The sequence below is a fragment of the Methanosarcina thermophila TM-1 genome (assembly GCF_000969885.1).
Taxonomy (GTDB): domain Archaea; phylum Halobacteriota; class Methanosarcinia; order Methanosarcinales; family Methanosarcinaceae; genus Methanosarcina; species Methanosarcina thermophila.
On record NZ_CP009501.1, the window covers coordinates 867,819 to 893,556 of the forward strand.

Sequence of the window (25,738 nt, forward strand, 5' to 3'; positions counted from 1 at the left end):
TTTGAGATAATAATTGAGACGATTGACGATGTATTCAGAGCAAACTAGAGAAAACCGAGAGAAACTGGTAGTACCCCTTTTTGGAATAGTGGTTTACCCTAAAAGCCGGACAAAACTCATGGCTGACAAAGTTACCGGCGAAATCCTGCTAAATGAGATGAAAAATGCCGAATCCGTGAGTGCCATTGGGCTGACAGTAAAAAGCGGCACAAAAGCTTCGGACCTGTCCGAAGACAGCTTGTATAAAATAGGAAATTTACTTAAAATCACATTTATACAGCCTGCTGATGACGGATATCTTGTTGTCGCAAAGGCTATTCAGAGAGTAGAAGCAGTCTCTATATATAGAAGAGATGGGCTGTTTTATGCGACATACAGTCCTGTCTATGATGTGCCTGACTTCGATGAAGACACTGAAGCCGAAGTTATGGCAAGCATAAAGGAGACAATTTACGAAATAAGCAAGAAGTTCCAGGGTTCGGAGCAGTTTACCCGCCCCATTGAGAAGATGGAATCCATTGACCAGATAATAGGCTTTGTCATGCCGTACATACCTGTGAAACTTGCTGAAAAACAGAGGCTTCTGGAGCTAGCTTCAGTTCGTGAACGGTATCTTTTGTTCCTCCACATTCTGACAAAGCATAAAGAAAATGTTAACTTCCAGATCGAAATGGCAAAAAAAGTTACCGACAGAATAAGCAAGTCGAACAGAGAAGCAATGCTCCGCGAGCAGCTGAAGATTATTCAGGAAGAACTCAATGAAGGAGATGATTCAGCATCAGGTGATGCCGCATACAGGGAAAGGATTGAGAACTCAAAGATGCCTGATGAGGTAAAAAAGAAGGCTCTGTCCGAGCTGAAGAAACTCGAAACTGGAGGCAATCACAATCCTGAAGCCAATATTATAAGGAATTACCTCGACCTCTTGCTCGACCTTCCCTGGGTAACCGAAGAGAAAAAGAGCATTGACATTGCCGAAGCCCGGCGTGTGCTTGAGAGCAACCACTACGGACTTGAAAAGGTCAAGGAGAGAATAATCCAGCACCTGGCAGTAATGAAACTGAAAAAGGAGAAGCAGGGCTCAATTCTACTTCTTGTTGGTCCTCCAGGAACCGGGAAAACAAGCCTTGGAAAAAGCATTGCTGATGCCCTGGGCAGGAAATACGTGCGGGTCAGCCTCGGAGGCGTCAAAGATGAAGCCGAAATCCGTGGTCACAGGCGGACATATATAGGAGCTCTTCCAGGAAGGATTATTCAGGGCATGAGAAAAGCAGGCACCAAAAATCCGGTATTTATCCTTGATGAGGTTGATAAGCTTTCAGCTTCTTACTCTGGAGACCCGGCAAGTGCCCTTCTCGAAGTCCTTGACCCTGAACAGAATAGCACCTTCTCAGATCATTATCTGGAAGTTCCATACGACCTGTCGGATGTGCTGTTCATAGCTACTGCCAACTCTATGGCAAGTATCCCATGGCCGCTTCTGGACAGAATGGAGACGATTGAGATCTCAGGGTATACAAAGAATGAGAAGCTCGCTATCGCAAAAGCCCATCTGCTTCCCTATATCCTGGAGGAACATGGTCTTGATGCGGAAAAACTCAAAATCGAGGATGAAGCTCTGAAGGTAATTATTGATAGGTACACCCGAGAAGCAGGCGTTCGTGGGCTTAAAAAACAACTTGCTAAGATTGCAAGATTCGTATCCGAAAAGATCGTTTCAGGCAAAGCCGACCTTCCTTACGTTGTAAGGGTGGATATGCTTAAAGAAATCCTCGGAAAAGAGATAATTCGGCAGGAAGAAGCCAGAAAAGAGAATGTACCCGGCGTGGTTACAGGACTTGCCTGGACACCTGTAGGAGGAGATATTCTCTTCATAGAAGGCACGTTTATGCCAGGCACTGGAAAGCTTACGCTTACAGGGCAGCTTGGGGATGTTATGAAAGAATCGGCAAAGATATCTCTGAGCCTTGTAAGGTCAAGGCTTGCAAACACTGTAAACAGCTTTGACTTTACTTCAAGCGACATCCACATCCACGTGCCTTCAGGTGCAACCCCAAAAGATGGTCCATCTGCTGGTGTGACCCTTTTCACGGCTCTGACATCCCTGATTACGGGCAAAGCGGTTGACCCGAAACTTGCCATGACAGGAGAGGTAACGCTAAGCGGCGCCGTACTGCCTGTTGGCGGCATAAAAGAGAAAGTCCTTGCAGCCCATAGGGCAGGCATAAAGAAGGTAATCTTGCCGAAAGAGAACGAAAGGGATCTTGAGGATGTGCCTGAGGATGTCAGAAACGAACTTAAGTTCATACCTGTAGAGACCATCGAAGAAGTCCTGAAAGAAGCCCTGGATATTGACCTGCCCAGACCGGTAGCGTCATTTCCAGGAAACACTTTCGCACCTGCACACAATGCATAAGTGTTAAGAATTATGCCTAAGCACTGAAAATAATGCATAAACCTTAACAGGTGCAGAATAGGGGTAACGGCTTTCAAAGCCGCAAATACCCCGTACTTTTCCTAATTTTGCATAATTCTGAAACACCTTTTATTTTTCTTCCCATTTTTTTTCATGATCTGATTTTCTTGCCTAACTTATTCGGAATTCTATCTGATATTTCTATCTGATATATGTCTGGAGGATTCAAAGCACTTCAGTTCTTTTTTATAGCGATTGTGATAGCCGTATCGGAAATAAAATTTCTATTTTATAGACAGCAAATATTATCCTGTTTGGAGATTTATATGAAAACGGAACGTTTGGAGGTAAAATATGAAAGTAATGGCAATAAACGGAAGCCCAAGGAAAAACTGGAACACAGCGACCCTGCTGGAGAAAGCTCTTGAAGGTGCAGCATCAGAAGGCGCAGAAACAGAAATTGTCCATCTCTATGACCTTGAGTTCAAAGGGTGCACAAGCTGCTTTGCCTGCAAATTAAAAGATGGAAAAAGCCTTGCAAGATGCGCGATTAAAGATGAACTGACCCCTGTGCTTGAAAGGCTGGAAGAAGCCGATGCGGTAATCCTCGGATCGCCAATATATCTCGGGAACTTAACGGGAGAAATGAGATCCTTCATGGAACGCTATATATTCCCGTATATTACTTACTCAGTTGATGTTCAGACATTTTATCCGAAAAATATCCCGGTTGGTTTCATCTACACCATGAATATCAAGGAAGAAAACTTTGATATGTTTTGTCTTGATAAGGTTTTTGAACTGAACGAAAGGCTTGCAACAAGAATTTTCGGATATTCTGAATCATTATGGAGTACCGACACATACCAGTTTGATGATTATTCAAAGTACCTCTCATCAATCTTCAATCCCGAAGAGAAGGCAAAAAGGCAAAAAGAAGTTTTCCCACAGGACTGTCAGAAAGCCTTTGAGATGGGAGCAAGGTTCGTGAGAAGGCAAAAAGCTCTGGAAGCAGAGAAGGAGAAATAATAAAAAATTAAAGGAAAAATAATAAAAATTACATGAAAAATAATAAAACTTAAAGAAAAAAATTACTTAAACTCAGGCAGCTTCACCACACCCTTGAAGAGCTTGCAAAAAAGTTAAATCTATCCACAGCTTCAGAAGAAAGCCCCAGTTCTTCAAACATTTCCCTGAAAACTGTCCTGTATTCTTCTTCAGGTATAGTTTCTCCACTGCTTCCTGCAGGCATTATGATTTCTAGTCTGACCTTCCCAGAGGCATCGAGGTCAACTATGTACCTGTTCCCATTATTATAAGTCATTATCCTCGCCTCCGGGACAAAATATCTTACCGAACCCAGCCGGTTTCCGTCCTTAAGAAAAACTTCTTCTATGTCTGAGCCTGCTGTGGAGTACGCATAAATACCCATAGGTGAACTGTAACTGGAATAGTCACTGCTTTCCATGAGATAGGCATATACGCCCGGAAAATCCGGAGATTCATTCACCTGTATTTCAGCGTTCCAGGTCTGGTTTTGTGCTGCTTTTTTCAGAGCCCCAAGATAATTTTCCGAAGCTTCATCATCCAGGCTGAAGAGAAGCCCGAATTTTTCAAGCATCCATGAGTCATCCGGAAATTCCGATATCTGTAAGGGAGATCCGGGGTCGGAGTGGCTGAAGTTCGAAATCGCCACATAGGTTCTGGCTTCCGATTCGTCTTCACAAATGAAAACCGTTAGCTCGGAGTTACTATTATAATTGAACCTTATATCCTGCACACGAGCAGCACCTCCGAAACTTTCCCGGACTTCCGGGACATCACCGGGATCAAAGCCCGAAAAACTTCCGGGCCAGGGCCAGGAGCCTTCCACCTCATAACCAGCTTTCTCCGCTTTTGTAAGTACGGAACTGTAGTCAAAAGACCCGATATCAACTTTCTCCTCAGTATAGTACCAGGAGCTATCAATCAAACCCATTATTAAAAAAGGGCTGTAGAGATACAGTACAAAAAGGAGAGGAAGAATTAATAATAGTATCAGTATGACCTTTTGCTTATTCACGAAACCCTCAACTCCTTGGAAAATATTAGTAGACTGGTGACACTGCCAGTGTTAGAAATTATATAAAATCTTAAAAAGTTCAGAGAGTACAAAATAGCTTTTCGTAACATCACAATATAGTATAAAAATAATAAATAAGTTTGCCTTACTTTGCAAACTGTCAGATCAAAAAAACTAGAGAATTTGCGAATCAGAGAAGCCTGCTCAAAGCAGTTCCAAGATGGAAATATAGGTTGATCTCGAAACAGGAGACTCAGTAAAAATCAAAGAATCGGGACTCTATGTTCAAACAGTCCCTCTGATACCTCTTTTCTGCAAAATGCACCACGCAGCAAGTACAAGGGTTCCGCAGCCTAGAGCAATTGCTCCGAGCACAGGGATCTTATCTCCCCACTCAAGGGAGATAAACCACATACCTATAGCCCCGAGGGTGAAATAGGTGAAAATCAGCAGGGAAGAAGCCGAACCTGTGTCCCTGTCAACCTGTTCCAGAACAAGGTTGTTGCTTGGTGGCCGGCTAATACCGACTGAAAAGGTTATTAGGAACATTGGCAGGGCAAAACTCCAGGGGCCATGCTTCCCGGTTGTGAGAAGAAGGATTCCGCCCAGTAAGATTCCTGCAAAACCCATTGTCATTAGGTGTCCGGAACTGAAGACCTTTCTTAACCGGAGACAGGTAATAGAGCCAACCATAATCGCAAGCGCGTTGAAAGCAAAGAAGTAACTATACTTCTGCTCTGTGAGCCCGAATTCAGTGACATAAATCGTAGAAGAGCCTGCTACGAAACTGTAAAGAGGAAAAAGGCTGATTGACATTACCAGTACCATTATCAGGTAAAGAGGATTGAGCATCAGTCGGCCGTAGGCATGCATTACTCTGGAAAATGGAGTGTTCGATACCGAAGTTAGCGTCTCGGGAAAACGAAGAACTCCAAACATTCCGATCCCTCCCATAACTGCCTGTATAATAAAGATCCAGGGCCAGGAGAAGTCAACAAGGATCCAGCCTCCGATTACAGGAGCAAGCATGGGAGCAATTGCCATTATAACAGCTGTATATGCCAGCACTCTTTCCCTTTCCTGCCCCGAGAAAATATCCCTTGTCATTGCCATTGAGAGAGAAGAGCTTGCGGCAGCTCCTGCCGCCTGGAGCATGCGAGAGAATATTAACATGGATGCGCTTGATGCCAGAGCACAGAGAAAACTCGCAACTATGTATACTGCAAGCCCGAAAAGCAAAGGTTTGCGGCGGCCAAACCTGTCGGAAATCGGTCCATAGAATAGAAGGAAAAAACCATAGGTAACAAAGAAGCAAACCAGGGTCAGGTTGATCACTGAAAGGGGCTGATTCCAGGTTTCGGCAAGAGAAGGAAGAGCAGGGAGCATCATATCTGTTGACATTGCGGGAAAAGCTGTTAAAAGAGCTAACAACGGTATTGTTCCCTTTAGATTATCTCGCAAGTTTCCGTTCTGGTTACCTTTAAAGTTATATTTTCCTTTTCGAAAATGCATAGTGGGTCCTTTTACGTTTTTACTTGTTAAGTATATAATCAAATATAATAATTTGCTAAATCTAATAACTGGCTAAATCCAGAAACTCATTATAACCGGATAAACTGATAATAAAGGACATACTGGTTATGAGAGGACAAACTGGTTGTGATAGAATTCATAATATGTAAACTGCCTAAGGAAGGATAAACTAAGGCAAGTGTGATGAGTATCGAAAATAACAGAAGGATTTATAAAAGTTGTCAGTCTGTCCGGATTAAGAAAGTTAATTTAGTCAAAGACTAAAATTTCGTCAATATCAAGTAAGAGGTTAACCGCGGAGACCATAAAACTACCTATTAAGAGACTATCCGAGAAGTGTTGTGACCTGTGATTATTTAAAATAGGAAAGACAGCCGACAGTTAATATATTCTTAATGAGAAATAACAACTTGTTATTTTATTCTTTTGAAAATTGTAAACACTCTTAATACTCAAAGAATGAAATGTTCTTAATTACACAAAGAATGCCCCATAAATGAAATTTGGTATTCGAGGAAGCAAATATGAGAATTAAGTTAACCAGTGTGTTTGTAGATGATCAGGAAAAGGCTCTTAAGTTTTATACTGAGATTTTAGGCTTCGTTAAGAAAACCGATATACCAGTGGGAGAATTCAGGTGGTTAACTGTTGTCTCTCCCGAGGAACCCGAAGGCACAGAATTACTTCTTGAGCCAAATGACAATCCGGCTGCCAGAGAATTCCAGAAAGCACTTTATAATCAAGGGATACCATTAACAGCTTTTTTCGTGGAAGATATTCAAAAAGAATATGAACGAATGAAAAATCTTGGCGTGAAATTTGCCCAGGAACCAACAAAAATGGAAACCACAACCATCGCCGTATTTGATGACACCTGTGGCAATCTCATACAGATAGTGCAGAATAGTTCTGCTTAAATCTTATTCAAAAACTGTATTTTACACAAAGTTTAGATCAGACAAAATTATCCTTGATAGGACAAAAAATAGCTTGAATAAAAAAAATTTGATGTGCTCTCAATTTACTGATTGGTTTAATAAGTATACTTTCATTTAAAAATTAGACACAGATTATAACATTATGAACTCACCTTTTTATTCCAGCCATTAAAAAAGGAAAAGTGAGCAACTTGATAGAACAGCAGCAGTTAATCTATTTTATTGCAGCCTCTGTGACACTTACGCTTCTTCCGGGTCCCGATATCTTATTCGTACTGACCCAGAGCATTTCCCAGGGCAAGAGAGCAGGAATTGTAACCGCATCCGGACTCTGTACAGGCGTATTTGTCCATACCACTGCAGCAGCACTAGGAATTTCTGCTCTTGTGTATAAATCCGCTCTCGCCTTTGAGATTATAAAATATGCAGGGGCAGCTTATCTGCTCTACCTCGCCTGGCAAGCCTTGCGAGAAAATGGAGAGTTAATCTCTTCTGCACCTGTCCGGGAAACCAGTGCCGCTGCCCTTTACAGGCGAGGAATTTTTATGAATGTCTTAAACCCCAAAGTTGCTCTCTTTTTCCTTGCCTTCCTGCCCCAATTCGTAAATATAGATTCCGGAAATATTCCTGTGCAGATGATATTTCTAGGAATAATCTTTATGGTTCAGGCCTGGCTGATTTTTTCCGCAATCTCAGTCTTTGCCGGATCCATTGGCGAAAAAATAATACAGAAGCCAGGCATTGGCAGGTACATTAACTGGGGAAAAACTGGGATTTTCACATTCATTGGGATTAAGCTTGCTCTATCTCATAAATAAGTAAAGATATTGTTAAAAGTAACCCAGTGAAGAATCATGACTGACTAGCCGGGCTACCTAGTTTTCCCTTCTGTTGTTCTGCAAACTTTTTAAATTCTTCTGCCTCTATCACAGGAAACACATCTACCTGGCACAAGTCGGTGAACGGCAGATTATAAGTTATATAATCTTTGACAGTTTCTACATCATACAGCGTAATCACACGCCCCCCGCCTGCATCAAACCATTGATTAATGACTTTTAAACCATTCGGAAAACCCATTTTTTCCACTTGTTCCCATCGTTTATACAGTTCCATTGTATTTTCAGGATCAAATGTTGTTATATCTAACAATAGCATATTTTTCATTCCTTATTTTATCTGATTACTGAGTATAAAAAATTAGTCTGTTTTTACTAGTATATAGGATGCAAGACTCATAAATGTTTTGTACAAATAAGAGAGCTTGTATCAAAAAAGCTGACTCCCTGCTCTGGAATTGCTTAAAACCCTAAAATGCGATAAAACAATTGATAAATTGCAATCTCCACATTTAACAATTAATAGGTCAGATAACTTTCCATCTCTTGATAGATTTATCTCTGCACCAGATTTTGAATAAGCTTCATTCTATAATGTTTGAAATTGATATTGGGCTGGTGCTGTGAAATGAAATGCCCTGCATGTGGTATAGAAAATCGGAGAAGAAATTCAAGAAAAAGAATGGTTATTTATTAAGAGCATCGATCTTAAAGATCGGTTAGTAATGACATGTTATACTTTTTAATATCATTAATGAGTAAGTCACTTATTCTCTGTCTCTAGTCGGGATTCTAGGTATTCCTTCAGAACTACAGCGTTGTTCAATTTTTCATCTTTTGCAGCATAGAGCAGGGTCAGATCGGTTTCTCTAGCTTTTGCGAGAAGTTGCTGCACATAATCCTCTTTATGCTCAAGCTCTTTAAGGTAGCATTTCCTAAATTCCTCCCATTTTTCAGGATCATGAGAAAACCATTTTCTGAGCCTGTCTTCAGGAGCTATTTCCTTTATCCAGAGATCAAATCTTGCTTCGCTTTTCTTGAGACCTCTGGGCCAGAGTCTATCCACAAGTACCCTGAATCCATCTTGATCGGACGGCTGCTCGTAGACTCTTTTAACTCGGATCAATGGATGCTCCCTCTTAACCAATTTAACTCTTTTAACCAGTTGCTCCATCTAAACAAGTTAATTTATGTTTATGTACATTAATGCTTTATATCTGTTTTTTATACCCAGCTTTCAGATTTGCTTTTTATTCCATTTTTTGATTCAATTTTTACTCTTATCTGTTTGGCTCTGGTTTAGTTTTCCTTTCTAGCATAACCTTCTATTTTTACTTGTAACAATTTTCCTTTTATCCCGACTGGGCTTTTTATATCACGGCACCCAATATAACATGTGTTGTCTGTGAAGAAGAGTGTAAAGTTTTGTAAAAATTTAATAAGAACTATTTAATAAAAGTCCCGTACGTTATATAACTATCAGGGGGAAGCATGAGCCAAGGATATGTAAAAAATCTTGTCACCAGAACAATGAGAGAATGGATGGAAAATGATTCCATGACATACAGTGCTGCACTGGCTTTTTATTTTGTACTGAGTCTTCCTGCACTTTTATTATTTTCGGTATCAATAGGCAGTATTTTTTTGATGTCAAAAAGCATTCAGGAAAACATACTCGGTTATCTAGAAGGGGTAGTTGATGAGAGCATAATCAGCATGATCACCTTACTTTTCGAGCGTATTCCGGACATTAATTCTCTCTCTATAAACGCATTAATAGGGTTTGCAATTCTACTCTGGAGCGCTAGCAATATTTTCAGGCAGTTGAAGAACTTCCTTGAACGAGCCTGGAATATAAAACCCTCTGAACCCAATAATATAATGGACTTTGTAAAGGATGCTATGGTATCTTTTGCTATTGTTATTCTCTTTGGAGGGCTGCTCGTACTGAGCATACTTGTTGAAGGGTTCGTTTATACGATCTCAAGATTCTTCCAGAATTATTTTCCTTTCTCACCTTCCATTGCAGATTATGCAGGTTCTATAGCTAGTTTCCTAATGCTTGTGCTATTCTTTATCCTTGTGTATAAACTTCTTCCGGATAAAAGTTTTAATTTGAAATCTGTTCTTATGGGGTCCCTGATAACAGTAATTATGATAACGATAGGTAAATATGTTATGGCACTTTATTTTCTGTACGCCAATCCTGCAAGTGTATATGGGGCTATAGGGTCGATTATATGGTTATTTCTTCTCATCTATTATTCCTCGATAATGATTACTATCGGTGCGGTATTTACAAAAGTTTATTCTGAAAGCTAAAAGTGTACTAAAGATCCCTGCTTCTGTAAGAAAAATCTGTTTACACAAATCGAGATTCTGGCATGAGAGTGAAAAATGTCAGATTGAAGTCTAAAGCCAGAAACCTTCTGAATTCGAAATCTAAATAAAAAAATAAGAATTGGATTCTTAACTTAAAGATCAGACTTTGCTGTTATAAGTATTCCGTTTTTCACTTTTTCTCCACTTTTTCCTCTTTGAGAACCTTTTTTGCAATAAGGAAAACCGCAAATGCAATAATAATAAAGTTTATTAATTCTGCCAGAAAAGCTCCCCAACTTAATACTACAGACCCCAGTTCAAGAGTAGCCTCCCTCCAGGCTCCTCCGGGAATAAAAGGCGTGATTATTGGCATGATTATATTATCCACAAGGGATTTTACAAGAGCTGTAGATGCGATACCCATGATAAAGGCAACTGCAAGTGGGATTACCTTATATTCGTAGAGAAAATCTTTAAATTCACTTAAAAGCCCCATTTGATCCTCCTGTTAATAGATAACTGAAACAATTGGCAATAAAATTAACAGATATATCTAAATTGTAAATTAAGTTCTTAATAAAATAGGAAACATTATTCAGAATTATATACAGAGTAAATATATAAAGGGTTGCTTGAGAAACTGTTAGAAAAAATAGTTCAGCCCTAAAGCTCAAAGGCACGAATTAGTGCCAGCGTTCCATGTGTCTGGAATGGGTTTCAAGATAGGCGCCTTTCTCATAGAAATGGTCATAGAATTCGAGATCCAGGTGCTGTGCCTGAAGATAGGGCATGACAATAATGCTCGGAACCGTTCCAGGGAATTTCCCGAAACGGTCGTAAATGTACTGGGCCTGTAAAGCAATACATGCCTTAAACTTTTCATCGTGCCGCTTTGCCCTGCTTCGGACTGCCTTTGTATCCTTGTAATAGCCTGGGGTTTCCGGATGGAAGGGACCTCCGGAACCGAATTTTCTTTCAGTCAGGGCATCTACAGCCTGGCGCATGTCCTTGTAGTGAGGAAGCGTATAACCCTCAAACACTCCCGGAAGCCCGGTAGGATTGGGAAGGGACCAGCGTTCATCCGTATCATACCTGAAACCAAGTCCGGGCACGTCGGGGTTCCCACTCGCTCCGAGAACTGCAAAAGGATCCATGCCGTTAAACATCCAGCCGCCCAATCCCATTGCCTGCAGCATAAGCATTCCCGAGTAACAGGCGATTGAAAGTTCTGCAGTGGCTTCCGAGAATGACCATAGTTCAAGAAAACTCAAAGGTAAGGGATTCTCGGTGTCAACAAGCTCGCTAAATTCCTCAAGCCCTTCTATCCTTTGCCCATGCACATCATCATAAAAACATGTCCCATTCTGCGTGTAGTAACAGAGCCCAGCAAGCACGTGCTGGGCAAGGTCAGCAACAGGAATAATAAGTGTTGTGCCCGGCTGGTTGACGACCCAGGTATTGTGGGCTTCGACATATGGAGTCTCAGGAGGGATCTTCAGCCTGCCGTCTGCAATTTTTCTAACTCTTGCTCTGTGTGCCCTGAGCAATTCTTCGGTCTCGAAAGTCCCGTTTTCCGAGCGTCTGGCAAGCTCGGGAGCATCACGAGTCTCGAAGAAATAAACGCCTGTATCGTCTGTGAAAAAAACTTCGCTTGTATGGAAGCCGGCAGCCGATGGAAAAGTACGCCCTCCTGCACTGCATGCATAGTTGGCAAGGTAAGGGGCATATCTCTCCCCGCGCATAATCAGATTGTGCCAGCCGGTATTACCTGCTACTGCCGAAAGCACCAGCACCTGTTCCTCTTCAGTCAAAGGCAGAGGATCATGCTTTGATTTGTACTTGAAATAGCCATCCGGAATTGAAGCCCCCATAAAGAAACGGCGTGCCCTTCTGCCAAAAAGTGCATCCACAAATTTGAAATCAAGAACATCCTTAAAACCAGGTGGAAGATTTTCCCTATCCATGTCCAACACCCCATGACAGATTTTGTTAAAGCATTTATAAGGCTTTTGCCCAGTGGCTGTTTCAAAGATGGCTACATATAAGCTACCTCTATAAATTTAACCGGATGCCTTTGCCCAACTAAAAAATTCAGCTAAACAGAACCTTACAATCTGAATGAAGCAAAGTTATCTTATGTACTCGTCTCTTCGGGGTGAAAATACCTCGATAGCTATGGAATCCTCTAGAGTTTCAACGGCATGAGCTACACCGCCTGAAATGTTCCAGGAATCCCCTGGCTCCACATCAAAAGTTTCTTCCCCGATGGTCAGAATAATTTTACCTGAAATCAGGTAACCGGTATGTTCGTGAATATGGTCATGGGTTGGAAGAATACCGCCATCTTTCAGAAAAAATTCGCTCATCAGAGTCTTTTCTCCATATACTATTGTTTTCATACTAACTCCAGGAAGAATTTCCCTGTAACTATTTGCCTTATTTTTGTAAAACATAATACCCTCAACCTTCTGCTACAAACAGATCTGTAAAAAATAAAAACATAATAAATTCAGAAAGAACTCAACTTTACATATTTTTTCTTCCATTTTAATTTGTCGTAAGCCTGTAAATTTAAGGTTTAGCCTGCATTTCGGGGTTTGACCGAGGATTAAGAGAAAAATCTTGAAATTATAACATCCCCCATTTTTCTTTGCTTGAATTTCATAAAATCGACAAGGTAATATTATAACAATAATTTTATATATTAGGAACACATATTATAGTGTAAGGCATCTGATATAAACGCTTTTCTTATACCCAATTCATTTTTATCCCCCTCCCCCCTCCCAAACTCCCAAACACTCCCAATATCAGATGCCTTCCCCTTTTAATTTTCAGTTTCTCGAGATTTTTACATATTCATTTCTTTAGCCTTTCCATCTTTACATCTTTACAACTTTTTAATAGTATTTAGTTTCTTTTTGTCGCCTATATATCTTAGCCTATGTCTTAGAGACTCTCCAATTTCAACTGCATCTCGTTTATTTCTCTTATAAACTCACAGTCCTGAAAGTATCTTGATATTACTTCATCAAAAAGATTATTTAAAAAATTTGGAAGAAGGAACAACAGCCTATGAGTTTTTAACAGGGAATGCAGATTCTATACTCAGTTTCTGAATGAAAAATTCAGGGAAAAAAGTTTTTACAGAAAATAATTTGAGTACTTCGAAAAATTCCCACAAAATAGCAGTATAAAATCAATTTTATATATTTATGGGTATTATTATACTCTGGGCATCTGTAAACTCTCCTTTTAAACACCCCCCTTCTTTATCCCTGTTCCTCCTTAATAAAAACGGATGCCCTTTTCCTTCTAAAAACCTATTTTCTTCCAAGAACCTGTAGAGCCTTTGCTGGAAATGGAAATATTATAAACGAATTCGCTCTTTTGCTCCCTCCTCTCTTTTGCTTTTTCCTATTTTCTCTTGTTTTCTCCTATTTTCTCTTGCTTCTCCTCTCTTTTGCTTTTTTGAGTCTTTCAATTTTACAGAGGAGGCTTTAAAATTGCTTAATAGGCATATTAATGTAAAAACGTATTAGAGAATAAAACAAAATTACGTAAAGAGAAATGGAGATGATACATTGACAGAAAATCCGTTACAGGTTATTGTGGATCAGGACCCTGAATTATTTAACCTGCTTGAAAATACACGTGAACTTGCATTTGTGGAAGGCGGGATTCCTATCAAATACAAGTTCCTGCTCGCAATGGCTCTGGATGCAGCCGGTGGCTCGGCAGGTGGAGTAAAATCCCTTGCAATCCAGGCAATGCAAGCTGGAGCAACAAAAGAGGAAATAATGCAGGCAGTAAGGATAACCCAGTACATTTGCGGGGCTGGAGCCGTTTATACAGCTTCAGAGGCACTTAAAGATATTTTATGAATTAAGAAAAATCAGCAGCTTTAACAGGTTTGACATTTTAACCCTCCCATATCGAGTACCTGCCTCAGGCAAGCAATACAACCGTGATTGTAGATTCTGAACACATTTTCTCTGCTAATTTATACTATCACTTCATTTATATTAATATCTTTATTTCGCAGATAGATGAGATAAACTCGATAAAGAAACTAAAAACGGAAATTCTCTTCCAGGAACAGGGCAGATGCTGCCGAAATTAGATATAAGATACAATATATTCAGGAATTCAACAAGCCATTCGTGCGGTAATCATCGTCGAAATATACTTTGAATCTTTTGGCGAGGAATTAAAGCTAGAATGGATCACTTTGAAACGGGGAGGGGTTTAACATGGAGGATATTCAGAAACTTATGGAAATGCCTGTTAATGAACTGTTGCAGGAATTAAGAGCCCGTGAAACAAAAACCGGGAAAACTGCTATGGCGGTACCTGCAGAACCAAGTGAAAGTCTCAGAGAGTTCGATGATGCAACAATTGTCGGGGTTCTTAAAGAGAAACAGAGAGTAATTTACGGAATTGATGACCGTATTGATGTGTGTTATCTTCCCGACGGACCAGACAAGGATGATGTGGACAGCGTAGTCGCTCTTTTCAGAGCCTCAAAAGTAATTGATAATGGGGATGGTACCTCTACGTTGCAAACCAGCAACTTCGGTGAATCTAAAAATCTGTGCCCTGGGGAACGCTTCAGAAACCAGCCGACAGGAGCTTTCTGTTCTGGTTTTCTAGTTGCACCTGACATCATCGCTACAGCTGGACATTGTGTCAATGCCGGCAATGTAACAAATGTTCGCTTTGTATTCGGATTCCGTATGCGTGATTCAAACACTGCAGAAACTATCATTGACAATACGGAAATCTACCGCGGTGTAGAACTTATAGGGCGAGAAGAAGCAGGACATGGGGCGGATTGGGCACTTGTACGGATTGACCGTCCGGTAACCAACCATCGTATTGCCCGGATAAGAAGGAATGGTAAAGTAAGTGACACTCAAAAACTGCACGTTATAGGGCATCCAGCCGGCTTGCCCACAAAATTCGCGGGTGGAGCGTCAATTCGCGATAATCAGAAGGGCGCATTTTTCACAGCAAATCTTGATACTTATGGGGGAAACTCGGGATCTCCAGTCTTTAACAGTGAGACTCATGAAGTTGAAGGTATTCTTGTTCGGGGTGAAACCGACTTTGTCAGCCAGGGTACCTGTAATGTCTCTCTTGTTTGCCCGAGTTCAGGATGCAGGGGAGAGGACTGCACCCGGACTACCGAATTTCAGCACCTTGTCCCTGAGCCGTCATCCCTTCAGGAACAGCCAATCCCTCGCTGAGAAGACGACTCAGATAGCAAGTCAATAAGAGTATCTTTCTTGTGGTCAGGCAAACGATAAAGCATCGTTTTATTGATTATCCAATCAGATCGACACCGTATTCCTTTTTCTGTAGGGGAGCTACACTTGCACGGTGTCGATCTATAAGCCTGAGGAATTTCAGTAGCTGGCTATAATAAATGAGCAAAAGCTAAATGAGCAGAAGCGTACACCATGTCTTTCTCAACTGTTGATTTTAAAGCCTTTGAAAAAAAAGCAGCTTCAGCTATTGACAGCGCCGAGTCTCTTGAGGAGATTGAAACATTCCTCAGATCACAGCCTGGCGTAAAGTCTGTGCAGCTGGGAGATTACCTGATGAAATCAAATCCCCCGCAGCGTGAGTTTATAGTAGAGTTCAGCATGCAAGACGGCTCAACGGTCAAGAAGATTGTCAATATTTTTGACCTGGGCAACCAGCGGTTCGAGTTCAACGAGCTGCGTGACGAGTAATAGCTATATTCCCTGAGAAAAAAAGACTAATATATTTGGAAATAGCCTTATTCACACGAATAAAAATCTATTTTTTACATTGAGTAAAAATGTTTTTTGTTCAGTTCAATAAAAATTTTAGATTAGTTTTTTCTATTTTCATACGGTTTGGGTACTTTATTCCATTAATAAAGATACAATAACGTATAATTACGTTAATGACGTCATCCTAAAGGTAGAGAGAATAATGGGAGAAAGAGAGCAAGGGGGGATGTGGATGCTTTACCGAAGGATGCCAAAGACCGGAGACAGGATCTCAATACTGGGTTTCGGGTGCATGCGGTTTTCTGTTAAAGATGGAAAGATTGACAGGGAGAAGGCAAAGCGCCAGGTACGTTATGCAATTGATCATGGAGTGAACTACATCGATACGGCGTGGACATATCATCTTGGAGAGAATGAACCCTTCCTGGGTAAGATCCTTGCTGGCGGATATCGAGAAAAGGTCAAGCTTGCTACAAAACTTCCCTCATGGATAATAAAAAGCAGGAAGGATATGGACAGGATACTGAATGCCCAGCTTGAAAGGCTCAGGACAGACCATATCGATTATTATCTTGCTCACTCACTTATCGGAACTTTATGGGACAGGCTGGAAAGCCTTGGAGTAACCGATTTCCTTGACAGAGCGAAAGCTGACGGTCGAATTAAAAATGCGGGATTTTCTTTTCATGGATCAGTCGGGGATTTCAAGCGAATTGTAAATGCATATCCCTGGACTTTCTACCAGATCCAGTATAATTTCCTTGACCGAAAGAATCAGGCAGGTACTGAAGGGCTTAAGTATACCGCCTCAAAAAACTGGGGGTTATTGTCATGGAGCCCCTGCGCGGAGGTAAACTGACAAGGTTTATACCACCTGAGATCAAAGAGATCTGGAACGAAGCTGAAATAAAACGTACACCTGCGGAATGGGGACTTCGCTGGGTGTGGAACCATCCCGAAGTTACGGCTGTGCTTTCAGGCATGAATGAGGAATCCCATATTAAAGAAAACCTGAGAATCGCAGACGAAGCCTATCCGAACTCCCTGACTGAAGCTGAAATGCAGCTGGTGGATAGGGTTGAGGAGAAATACCGCAAGCTTATGAACACAGGCTGCACAGGCTGCAGATATTGTTTACCCTGTCCTTCAGGCGTGGACATTCCTAGCTGTTTTGAGATATATGACAACGTATACCTCTCGGGCGATGAGGATGAAGGCAAGCTTATGTACGCAGCAAAACCAGGTGGAATAATAAGAGATGATGTCCCTGGCTATGCTTCCCAGTGCGTACAGTGCGGACAATGCCTTGAAAAATGCCCTCAACATCTGGATATACCCGCTTTACTGAAGACCATTGCACAAAAATTCGAAGGCGCCGATCCGGAAATCTGGAAAGATGCTGCAAGAGAAAAGTTCGGTAAGGAACAGGAAGCTAAAAGCCATTTAAATCTGGAATCTACAGAAACAAATTCTACTCTGTTTTGAGCACATCCCCGTTGTACCGGTTTATCACCAACCATCGCGCCGCTTGACCACGCCGTTCTGGGGTTTTCGCTCAAGCCTTTTTTGAAAAGGTTTTTGATCAAACTTTTTTCTAAAAAGTTTGCGTTCAAGCAGTTTTTTGAAAAGGCTTGTGGAAAAAATTAAAAGTCAGGGAGACAACTTAAAAAGAAAGGGTAATGGAAATGTTGTACAGAAAAATTCCAAAGAACGGAGATGAGCTCTCTATACTTGGGTTCGGATGCATGCGCCTTCCTGTGAAAGAAGATGGAAAGATTGATGAAGAAAAGGCTACCCGGCAGGTGCGATATGCAATTGACCACGGGATAAATTATATCGACACAGCCTGGCCATATCACATGGGGGAAAGTGAGCTTTTCCTGGGCAGGGCGCTTGCAGGCGGATATCGGGAAAAGGTCAAGCTTGCTACAAAACTCCCATCCTGGACAATAAAAAATACCGATGATATGGACAGGATCCTGAATTCCCAGCTTGAAAGACTCAGGACAGATCATATTGATTATTATTTAATTCATGGGCTTGTGGGGACTTTATGGGATAAAATGGAAAAGCTTGAGGTTCTGGACTTCCTTGATAGAGCTAAGGCTGATGGCAGAATAATAAATGCGGGATTTTCATTCCACGGGTCAATTGAGGATTTTAAGCAGATTGTGGATGCCTATCCCTGGGTTTTCTGCCAGATCCAGTATAATTATCTGGATGAAAAGAACCAGGCAGGAACGGAAGGACTTGAGTATGCAGCCTCAAAAAACCTAGGAATTATTGTCATGGAGCCGCTGCGTGGGGGCAAACTGACAAATCCTGTGCCTCCTGAGATACAGGAGATCTGGAACGAAGCTGAAATAAAACGTACACCTGCGGAATGGGGACTTCGCTGGGTGTGGAACCATCCCGAAGTTACGGTTGTGCTTTCAGGCATGAATGAGGAAGCCCATATTGAAGAAAACCTGAGAATCGCAGACGAAGCTTATCCGAACTCCCTGACTGAAGCTGAACTGCAGCTTGTAAAGCGAGTTGAGCAAAAATATCGTGAACTTATGAAAGTTGGCTGCACAGGCTGCAGGTACTGTTTACCCTGCCCTTCAGGCGTGGACATTCCTGGCTGTTTTGAGATATATGATAATTTTTCCCTTTCAGGCAATGAGAGAGAAGCAAAGTTGATGTATGCAGCAAAGCCAGGCGGGATAATAAGAGGCGATGTGCCCGGGTATGCTTCCCAGTGTGTACAGTGTGGAGAGTGCGTTGAAAAATGCCCGCAGCATCTTGACATTCCTTCCCTGCTTGAAGCTGTGGCAGAAAAATTTGAGGGAAAAGACCACAAGGGATGGAGACTGATTGCGAAAAAGTCTTTCGGGAAAGAGTAAAATGTGTCAAGAGACGTGTAGATGCGTCAGGGAAAAATAACTGGGCTATATAATGGAGCACTGCTCCTTTTTGCCCTTTATTTAGCCTGTTAATACTAACACTGAAATGTAACTGCCCATTTTATTGCCTTTCAGTTCAGCACTCTCTTCCTATCGAAAAAGCCTTCCCAATATTACACCCAATGCTGTAATAGCTCCGGCTTCCTGTGTCGTATATAATTGGACGGATTTTCTCAATGTCCGGGTTCTTATTTTCATCAAGCACGGATTCTTCGGCTTTAATATCAATAATTTCTCCTACAAAGAGGGTGTGAAGCCCTATTTCAAGGGTATGCAGAAGTTTGCACTCAAGGACAATCGGAAATTCTTCGACGTAAGGGGCAGGCACAACTTCACTCCTAACAGGGGTGAGACAGGCTCCCTCAAACTTGTTTTCATCCCGGCCGCTTGTAATGCCGAGGTAATCGGTTTCTTTTACATACTTTTCTGATGGGATACTTACGGTAAATGCTTTATTTTCTATAATGCCGGCATAACTATAAGTTGCTTTTCTTAAGGATACGCTGACACATGGAGGGTTAGAACAGCAGATCCCTCCCCAGGCTGCAGTCATGGCATTGGGTATCCCGTTCATATCGTAAGTGCCTACTACCCAGGTCGGCGTCGGAAACGCGAGTGGCTTTGCTCCTATTGATTGCTTCATGCTTTTAACTTCTTTTCGATAATACAAAAAGGTTTTTTCGAGCCGGGATCATACGCATTCTGTCTGCTGGTATTCCAGGCATTCTTCAGATACTTTATATAATTGATAGCAGGCAAAGTGATAAATTGTTTATTTAGATAATTTATCTGGCGGCTATTATATATATTATGGTTAATATAATAGAGGTACGCGGCTGAAACATCATCTTTAATTAAAAAATAATAGATGATTTCTTTTCCTGTTCAGGATTAATGAATATCCGTTATCCGGGTAAGCACTGGGTCTTCAAACAGGAAAAAACCCGGAGAGCCGTAAAAACCAGTTATAGAAACTTAAAGTTGCTGTAACTGTATTTGAAGTAAGGGGTTAGCAGAATACAGGGGGTATAGAAATAAGAGAAATAAAAATTAAGAAAATACATGTACTGGGTGGTCTGTTAACAGGAACTGTCGCCGGGGTTGCTGCGGGACTGATTGCTGGACTTGTCATGATGTTTATTTACAACAGATTTATTCATGAGAGAGCAGTGCACAAAAAAGTCATATCTGCTTCTAAGGAGTTCCTTAAACCACATAAATGCATCATATTACAATAAGAAATATAAATTTAAAAAATTTAATGTGTTAAACGTGCTGTCAAATTAAACTAACGTTTAATTTCTTTTCCTGCTCAGGATTGGTAAACGTTTATATTCAGCGAGTATCGATCCTCCAGAATCCATGCCCACGAGAGCATTTAAACGCGACCCGGTTATTACCGATGAAAAAGGTGTTTCCCTTGATGGAAATCATGATGGCAAAGCTGGGGGAGATTTCGAATACAGGTTCAATGTCATGAGGTAACAGAGTTCTCTCTGAAAAATCCTTTTAGTTCTTTTTTTCGCTCTTTTTCGAGTCTTTTTTTAATTTTCTTTTTTGTTCTTCTATTCAGCCCTTTTTTATCCTGAATATCTTCTTTATCCTGAATATCTTCTTTATCCTGAATATCTTCTTTTATCCTGAATATATTCTTTTATCCTGAATATATTCTTTTATCCTGATATATTCTTTTATCCTAATATCTTCCATCCGAACAGGATTGCATCTCTTAAACCAGAAGAACTATTTCCTGTCTGTGTTAAAATTTACTCATCAACTCAGTGTTAATTTTCGAATCAGTTTCTCTTTTCAATTTTCCCTGTGTATGCATTTCCTTTCTGTTACGTCACTATAATATACAAGAAGCTTTGAGGATAGTCTTAAGTTATTTAATATTTTATATAGTTGCCGTTATATAATATGTGAGCTATAGGATAGATACAAGAGCATTAAATTCATTACTTCCCTTTCCGGGCAAGAATTATAAAATAATGGGACTGTCCGACAAGGGAAAATTGAGGGGGTGAATGATTGCTAAACATGAGAAAATACGGTAAGCTAATGCTGAGTGCATATATAATGAAGAATATGAAATCAGGGGGTTCTCTAAGGAGTAAGGGCATCTTGCGTAAGTATGCTAAGCTGGCTCTAGGGGCATATCTTCTTAAAAAATTAAAACCAGAGAAATCTGAAAAAGAAATGAAATTTGAAGTAGAACCTGAAGAAGAGATCATACCAAGTGGAGCAGTTGAGGTTAAGGAAGGTAGGGGGTCTTTAATGAAAATCGGTAAAATAACTCTTGGTGTGCTTGCTGGTGCTGCAATCGTATACGCTCTTAAGAAACAGGTTGCTAAAAAGAGCGGGTACAGGATCGGAATGTAATGAGCTGGAGAGAGTATAACCTGTAAAAAGCGAATAAATGGCGTAAACTCCTGCTGGGCATTTGCAGGAGCTGCCATTATATATACAGCTAAAAAATACATGCTATGACAGGTTCCTTCCAGAAGCATAAAAATCTTTTTCCAATCTTTTCAAGCGTGGACAGTCTCCTCCGAGGGTTAAGTCCATCTATCCTGACAGGCAGAAGTTTGCTTTCAGGCATGATTTTTCTATCTGGATCGAGTTCGACATGCCTATGAATAAAGCAACCATTACGAAAAAAACCGTAATAATTAGAAGTTCTGCATCAAAAAAGCCTGTCGATAGTTTGCTAGATATGAATTGGATTCATAATGGACGAGCGTGATATTGTCCTTGATGGGATGGAGATGGAAAGCTTGGCGGAGACTTTGAATTGAATACACTTATAAGGTAGAATCGAAATATGAATTAAAAAGGCTCTGCCTTCCAAAATAATCCAATATCTCTATTTTGATTTACTCTTTCTTCTTTTTTGTGAGCTTTATTGAGTTGACTCCTGCTTGACTTCTGTTTTACTCTGTTTCCTGTTTACTTTCTCAGGTTCGGACAGTTCGCCATATCCTCCGCCGCCCGGGGTTTCAATTACAAAAAGCTCGCCTGCCTTCAGTGCAATCTCTGCCTGACCTCCAACTTCGAGAACACTGCCGTCCCTGCGGATAAGCAGGTTTCTTCCGCACTTTCCGGGTCTTCCGCCTTTGAGCCCAAAAGGCGGGAATTTTCTGTGGCTTGAGAGAATGGCGACATTCATATCTTTCAGGAACCTGAACTTTCGGATAACCCCGTTTCCACCCCTGAACTTGCCTTCTCCGCCGCTTCCTTCCCGTATGGAAAACTCCTCAAGTAAAACTGGAAATCTTGTCTCAAGGATCTCAGGGTCGGTAATCCTTGAGTTGGTCATATGAGTGTGGACAGCATCCGTTCCTGAAAAGTCTGGACCTGCTCCTGCACCTCCGCAAATGGTTTCATAATACTGGAAATCTGCATTTCCGAAGGTAAAATTGTTCATAGTACCCTGGGAAGCCGCAAGTTTGCCCAGGGCTCCGAAAAGGGCATCAACAATATACTGCGATGTTTCAACATTGCCTGCAACAACAGCAGCAGGCGGCTCTGGTCTCAGCAATGAGCCTTCAGGGATAATAATCTCAAGCGGCCTCAGGCAGCCTGCATTAAGGGGGATATCACTTTTTACAAGCGTCCTGAAAGCGTAGAGTACAGCAGCAATGCAAACCGAAGCTGGAGCATTGAAGTTATTCGGAAGCTGGGGGGAAGTACCTGTAAAATCTATTCTTGCACTCCGATTTTTGCGATCAATTGTAACTTTTACCCGGATGGCACTTCCATCGTCGAGTTTATATGTGAATTCCCCATCAGCAAGCCTGTCAATAACTCTTCTGACCGCTTCCTCGGCGTTATCCTGCACATGACCCATATACGCTTCAACCGTCTCAAGGGAAAACTCCTCAATCATCTTACGCAGTTCAGAAAGCCCTTTTTCATTTGCAGCGATCTGTGCACGAATATCAGCAATATTTTGAGCAGGATTTCTTGCAGGATATTTTCCCGAGCCTAGCCAGGCTTTCAGTCTTTCTTCACAGAAACGACCCTGTTCAACAATTTTCATACCCTCGCTCAAAACTCCTTCTTCCAAGATTGTCCTGCTGTTAGGAGGCACAGAACCGGGACTTATTCCTCCTACATCGGCATGATGACCTCTCGAAGCCAGGTAAAACAGGATTTTCCCGGAATCTCCAAACATCGGGGTAACAACCGTGATATCAGGTAGATGGGTTCCCCCGTTGTATGGGGAATTGATAAGATACACATCTCTTGGTCGCATTCCCTTTAATTGCGTCCGGATAAGGGACTTTACGCATTCTCCCATTGAGCCCAGATGCACAGGGATATGAGGAGCATTTGCTATGAGATTCCCCTGCCCATCGAAAACGGCACAGGAAAAATCCAGCCTTTCCTTTATGTTTACCGAGTGAGCAGTATTCTGCAGGGTGAACCCCATCTGCTCGGCAACCGACATGAACTTGTTATTAAATATCTCAAGCATTACAGGATCGACATCAGTTCCTATAGCTATCTGAGCTGGAAGCAGAGTTTTTCTTTTAAGGAAAAGATGGTTGCGTTTAGTAACCCTCCCTTCCCAACCGGGTTCGAGAATAATTGTTGTGTTTTTCTCTATAAGCATCGCGGGCCCGCTTATGCAGGTTCCGGGTTTGAGCTCGTCCCTATTGAAAACTGATGTCTCGTGAAATTCTCCATTGCTATACATCCTGACTTTAGCAACAGGAGAGATAACCGGATTTTCTTCCTTTTCCAGCACAGGGTCAGTAACCCTCTCATTAATCCCGATAGTTTCTACAGAAACAGCTTCAATAATTATGGGCTTTCCCTCCATTATAAATCCGAAGCATTTCCTGTGGGCTTCCTCGAAGCTTTTCCTTAGAGCATCCTTATCCCCAAAATCGACAACCAGCTGCGTATCCGAGCCTGCATAACGCATATGCACTTTATAGAGTGACATAATTTTATCTTCCTGCACTCCTTGTTCGCGCATGAGCCGACTGCCCTCATTTTCAAGCCCAAGAAACACCGGCTTCAAATCTTCTACCAGCGTATCTGAGAGTTCGCTGCCCACATAGTGCTCTTTTATCAGCCTCTGGTCTGCAAGCCCCATGCCGTATGCCGAGAGCACACCTGCATAAGGATGAATGAAAATGCTTTTGATCCCGAGGCTATCTGCAACCCTGCAGGCGTGCTGGGCAGCAGCACCTCCGAAACAGCAGAGGGTATATTCCTTTATATTGTAGCCCCGCTGGACCGAGATTTTCTTTATGGCGTTTGCCATATTCTCAACCGCAACCGAAAGGAAACCCTCGGCTACCTGCTCAGGTGTCCAGATATTACTGTCATTTTCGCTTTCGCTTTTGCCTTCTTTTTTGCCTTCTCCTGAAATCTTTTCAGCAAGCTCTGTGAACTTCCTGCGCACAAGCTCAGAGTCAAGCGGCTGATCGGCGTTAGGCCCAAAAGTAGCCGGAAAAAATGCAGGCTGAAGTTTTCCAAGCATGACATTGCAGTCAGTAACCGTAAGTGGTCCACCTTTTCTGTAACACACCGGACCCGGGTCCGAACCTGCCGAGTCAGGACCTACCCTGAATCTGCCCCCCTCATAATGAAGTATGGAGCCTCCGCCTGCTGCAACCGTATGGATGCGCATCATGGGAGTACGAAGACGCACCCCTGCAATCTCAGTTTCAAGACTGCGCTCGTACTCCCCGCTGTACTGGGCTACATCCGTAGAAGTGCCTCCCATATCGAAAGTAATTATTTTCTTTACCCCTGCCATTTCTGAGGTAGCAACAGCCCCAACGATTCCCCCAGCCGGACCCGACAGGATGCAGTCCTTACCCTGAAAAGTGTTGGCGTCCGTAAGCCCTCCGCTGGACTGCATGAACATTAACCTGGGAGTTTTTTCAGATTCCTTCTTTTTTCCATCCCCTTCTTCATTTTCCCTATCTCCTGTCTCCCCTCTTCTTTTTTCTATTTCACCTTCATTTTTTTTCTCTTCCCTGCCGTCTTCAAGGGATTTCTGAACCATATCAACATACCTGCGGAGCACAGGTGAGAGATAAGCATCGACTACGGTCGTTTCCCCCCTGCTTACGAGTTTAATTAACGGGCTTGTCTGATGGGAGAGTGACACCTGCGTAAACCCGATTTCCCTGGCAAGCCTGCCGAGTTTAAGCTCATGCTCAGGAAACCTGTACGCATGCATGAGTACAATTGCAACTGAGCAAATTCCGGCTTCAAAAGCCGCTTCAAGCTCTTTTCTTGCATTTTTAAGGTCCAGGGCTGCAATTTCCTCCCCGCTGGCTCCTACCCTGCCGGACACCTCGATAACTCTCTCATAAAGCTGGTCAGGAAGTTCGATCTTCTGAGCAAAAATATCCGGGCGATTCTGATACCCGATTCTCAGGACATCCCTGAACCCCCGGTTTATAACAAGAACAGTCCTTTCCCCTTTCCGTTCAAGCAGAGCATTCGTGCCGACCGTTGTTCCCATTTTCACGGATTCTATAATCTCAGCGGGCAGCGGTGCATCTCCTGGCAGCCCGAGAATCTGCCGAATCCCATGCATGGCTGCATCCTTATAGTGGCACGGATCGTCTGAAAGAAGCTTATGAGTGATTATTTTTCCATCAGGACTGCGAGCAACGATATCAGTAAACGTGCCTCCGCGGTCAATCCAGAACTGCCATCCGGCTTTGGGGGACATGAAAGGAATAATTGTATAAGTTGTATTAATTATTAATCGGGAATTTTTAGGTTTAGCTTGATTTTAGATCAACACAAACCGGTTTTCAGAATACACAGAGTCAAAATTAGGGTTCTGCTAACTCTTCGGGAGATGAAGTATGAAAAATGAGGAGGTTAAGTTAGAGTTTTGATTCCTTTTGAGATAGTTGTGAAAATGGATTAAAAATAGAATAT

The 25,738-nt window shown here is 41.9% G+C and carries 22 protein-coding genes and 1 pseudogene; 13 read left to right on the top strand and 10 right to left on the bottom strand.

All coding sequences use genetic code 11. From position 1 onward, the window contains the following. Nucleotides 1-28: 28 nt before the first annotated feature. Nucleotides 29-2,416 (top strand): endopeptidase La, encoded by a 2,388-nt coding sequence (gene lon / locus MSTHT_RS03670; protein ID WP_048166610.1) that lies wholly within the window; start codon nt 29-31, stop codon nt 2,414-2,416. 354 nt (nt 2,417-2,770) lie between these two features. After that, nucleotides 2,771-3,445: a flavodoxin family protein gene (locus tag MSTHT_RS03675; protein ID WP_048166611.1), complete on the top strand. Its 675-nt coding sequence runs from the start codon at nt 2,771-2,773 to the stop codon at nt 3,443-3,445. Nucleotides 3,446-3,527: 82 nt separating this feature from the next. On the opposite strand, the gene MSTHT_RS03680 is transcribed toward MSTHT_RS03675, so the two are convergent. Then, on the bottom strand, nt 3,528-4,478 hold the full coding sequence (locus MSTHT_RS03680; protein ID WP_052721822.1) for a hypothetical protein: 951 nt from the start codon (nt 4,476-4,478) through the stop codon (nt 3,528-3,530). Nucleotides 4,479-4,763: 285 nt separating this feature from the next. Continuing rightward, nucleotides 4,764-5,990 (bottom strand): multidrug effflux MFS transporter, encoded by a 1,227-nt coding sequence (locus MSTHT_RS03685; protein ID WP_048166612.1) that lies wholly within the window; start codon nt 5,988-5,990, stop codon nt 4,764-4,766. Nucleotides 5,991-6,535: 545 nt separating this feature from the next. Between MSTHT_RS03685 and MSTHT_RS03690 the strand changes: the two genes are divergently transcribed. Together MSTHT_RS03690 and MSTHT_RS03695 are read left to right on the top strand one after the other, a co-directional pair. Next, nucleotides 6,536-6,928, top strand: coding sequence for a VOC family protein (locus MSTHT_RS03690; RefSeq protein ID WP_048166613.1), 393 nt, complete (start codon nt 6,536-6,538; stop codon nt 6,926-6,928). Nucleotides 6,929-7,131: 203 nt separating this feature from the next. After that, on the top strand, nt 7,132-7,767 hold the full coding sequence (locus MSTHT_RS03695) for a LysE family translocator (RefSeq protein WP_048166614.1): 636 nt from the start codon (nt 7,132-7,134) through the stop codon (nt 7,765-7,767). 34 nt (nt 7,768-7,801) lie between these two features. On the opposite strand, the gene MSTHT_RS03700 is transcribed toward MSTHT_RS03695, so the two are convergent. Continuing rightward, nucleotides 7,802-8,116 carry a DUF3303 domain-containing protein gene (locus tag MSTHT_RS03700; protein ID WP_082086749.1) on the bottom strand — a complete coding sequence of 105 codons (315 nt, stop codon included), beginning with the start codon at nt 8,114-8,116 and terminating at the stop codon, nt 7,802-7,804. Nucleotides 8,117-8,551: 435 nt separating this feature from the next. Continuing rightward, on the bottom strand, nt 8,552-8,914 hold the full coding sequence (locus MSTHT_RS03705) for a DUF488 domain-containing protein (protein ID WP_048166616.1): 363 nt from the start codon (nt 8,912-8,914) through the stop codon (nt 8,552-8,554). Between the two features lie 365 nt (nt 8,915-9,279). Between MSTHT_RS03705 and MSTHT_RS03710 the strand changes: the two genes are divergently transcribed. Beyond that, on the top strand, nt 9,280-10,110 hold the full coding sequence (locus tag MSTHT_RS03710) for a YihY/virulence factor BrkB family protein (protein WP_048166617.1): 831 nt from the start codon (nt 9,280-9,282) through the stop codon (nt 10,108-10,110). A 190-nt stretch (nt 10,111-10,300) separates the two neighbouring features. On the opposite strand, the gene MSTHT_RS03715 is transcribed toward MSTHT_RS03710, so the two are convergent. From MSTHT_RS03715 to MSTHT_RS15320, 4 genes are all read right to left on the bottom strand, one after another. Next, entirely contained in the window at nt 10,301-10,606 is a 306-nt protein-coding gene (locus MSTHT_RS03715) for a large conductance mechanosensitive channel protein MscL (protein WP_048166618.1), read from the bottom strand. Nucleotides 10,607-10,793: 187 nt separating this feature from the next. After that, nucleotides 10,794-12,074: a hypothetical protein gene (locus MSTHT_RS03720; protein WP_048166619.1), complete on the bottom strand. Its 1,281-nt coding sequence runs from the start codon at nt 12,072-12,074 to the stop codon at nt 10,794-10,796. Nucleotides 12,075-12,239: 165 nt separating this feature from the next. Further along, complete coding sequence (locus MSTHT_RS03725; RefSeq protein ID WP_231588180.1) at nt 12,240-12,509, bottom strand: cupin domain-containing protein; 270 nt, start codon at nt 12,507-12,509, stop codon at nt 12,240-12,242. An 806-nt stretch (nt 12,510-13,315) separates the two neighbouring features. After that, nucleotides 13,316-13,447, bottom strand: a complete 132-nt coding sequence (locus MSTHT_RS15320; protein ID WP_259274589.1) for a hypothetical protein — start codon at nt 13,445-13,447, stop codon at nt 13,316-13,318. Between the two features lie 247 nt (nt 13,448-13,694). On the opposite strand from MSTHT_RS15320, the gene MSTHT_RS03730 reads away from it, so the two are divergent. The 5 genes and pseudogenes from MSTHT_RS03730 (at nt 13,695) to MSTHT_RS03750 (ending at nt 18,757) form a co-directional block, all read left to right on the top strand. Then, nucleotides 13,695-13,994, top strand: a complete 300-nt coding sequence (locus MSTHT_RS03730) for a carboxymuconolactone decarboxylase family protein (RefSeq protein WP_082086750.1) — start codon at nt 13,695-13,697, stop codon at nt 13,992-13,994. 369 nt (nt 13,995-14,363) lie between these two features. Further along, complete coding sequence (locus tag MSTHT_RS03735) at nt 14,364-15,359, top strand: trypsin-like serine peptidase (protein ID WP_048166622.1); 996 nt, start codon at nt 14,364-14,366, stop codon at nt 15,357-15,359. A gap of 213 nt (nt 15,360-15,572) precedes the next feature. Next, a complete protein-coding gene (locus MSTHT_RS03740) occupies nt 15,573-15,848 on the top strand; it encodes a hypothetical protein (protein WP_048166623.1) in 276 nt (91 codons plus the stop codon). Between the two features lie 256 nt (nt 15,849-16,104). Then, nucleotides 16,105-17,357 (top strand): annotated as a pseudogene (locus tag MSTHT_RS03745) (aldo/keto reductase). Nucleotides 17,358-17,557: 200 nt separating this feature from the next. Continuing rightward, nucleotides 17,558-18,757, top strand: a complete 1,200-nt coding sequence (locus MSTHT_RS03750) for an aldo/keto reductase (RefSeq protein ID WP_048168364.1) — start codon at nt 17,558-17,560, stop codon at nt 18,755-18,757. Nucleotides 18,758-18,893: 136 nt separating this feature from the next. Here the strand turns inward: MSTHT_RS03750 and MSTHT_RS03755 are convergent, their stop codons facing one another. Further along, nucleotides 18,894-19,460: a flavin reductase family protein gene (locus tag MSTHT_RS03755; protein ID WP_048166624.1), complete on the bottom strand. Its 567-nt coding sequence runs from the start codon at nt 19,458-19,460 to the stop codon at nt 18,894-18,896. Between the two features lie 719 nt (nt 19,461-20,179). Here MSTHT_RS03755 and MSTHT_RS15325 point away from each other — a divergent pair. The 3 genes from MSTHT_RS15325 (at nt 20,180) to MSTHT_RS14985 (ending at nt 21,563) form a co-directional block, all read left to right on the top strand. After that, complete coding sequence (locus tag MSTHT_RS15325; protein WP_259274590.1) at nt 20,180-20,302, top strand: hypothetical protein; 123 nt, start codon at nt 20,180-20,182, stop codon at nt 20,300-20,302. 555 nt (nt 20,303-20,857) lie between these two features. Continuing rightward, nucleotides 20,858-21,199: a hypothetical protein gene (locus MSTHT_RS03760; RefSeq protein ID WP_048166625.1), complete on the top strand. Its 342-nt coding sequence runs from the start codon at nt 20,858-20,860 to the stop codon at nt 21,197-21,199. Nucleotides 21,200-21,383: 184 nt separating this feature from the next. After that, nucleotides 21,384-21,563, top strand: coding sequence for a hypothetical protein (locus MSTHT_RS14985; RefSeq protein WP_231588237.1), 180 nt, complete (start codon nt 21,384-21,386; stop codon nt 21,561-21,563). Nucleotides 21,564-21,719: 156 nt separating this feature from the next. Here the strand turns inward: MSTHT_RS14985 and MSTHT_RS03765 are convergent, their stop codons facing one another. Continuing rightward, a complete protein-coding gene (locus tag MSTHT_RS03765) occupies nt 21,720-25,523 on the bottom strand; it encodes a hydantoinase B/oxoprolinase family protein (RefSeq protein WP_048166626.1) in 3,804 nt (1,267 codons plus the stop codon). Between the last annotated feature and the right edge of the window lie 215 nt (nt 25,524-25,738).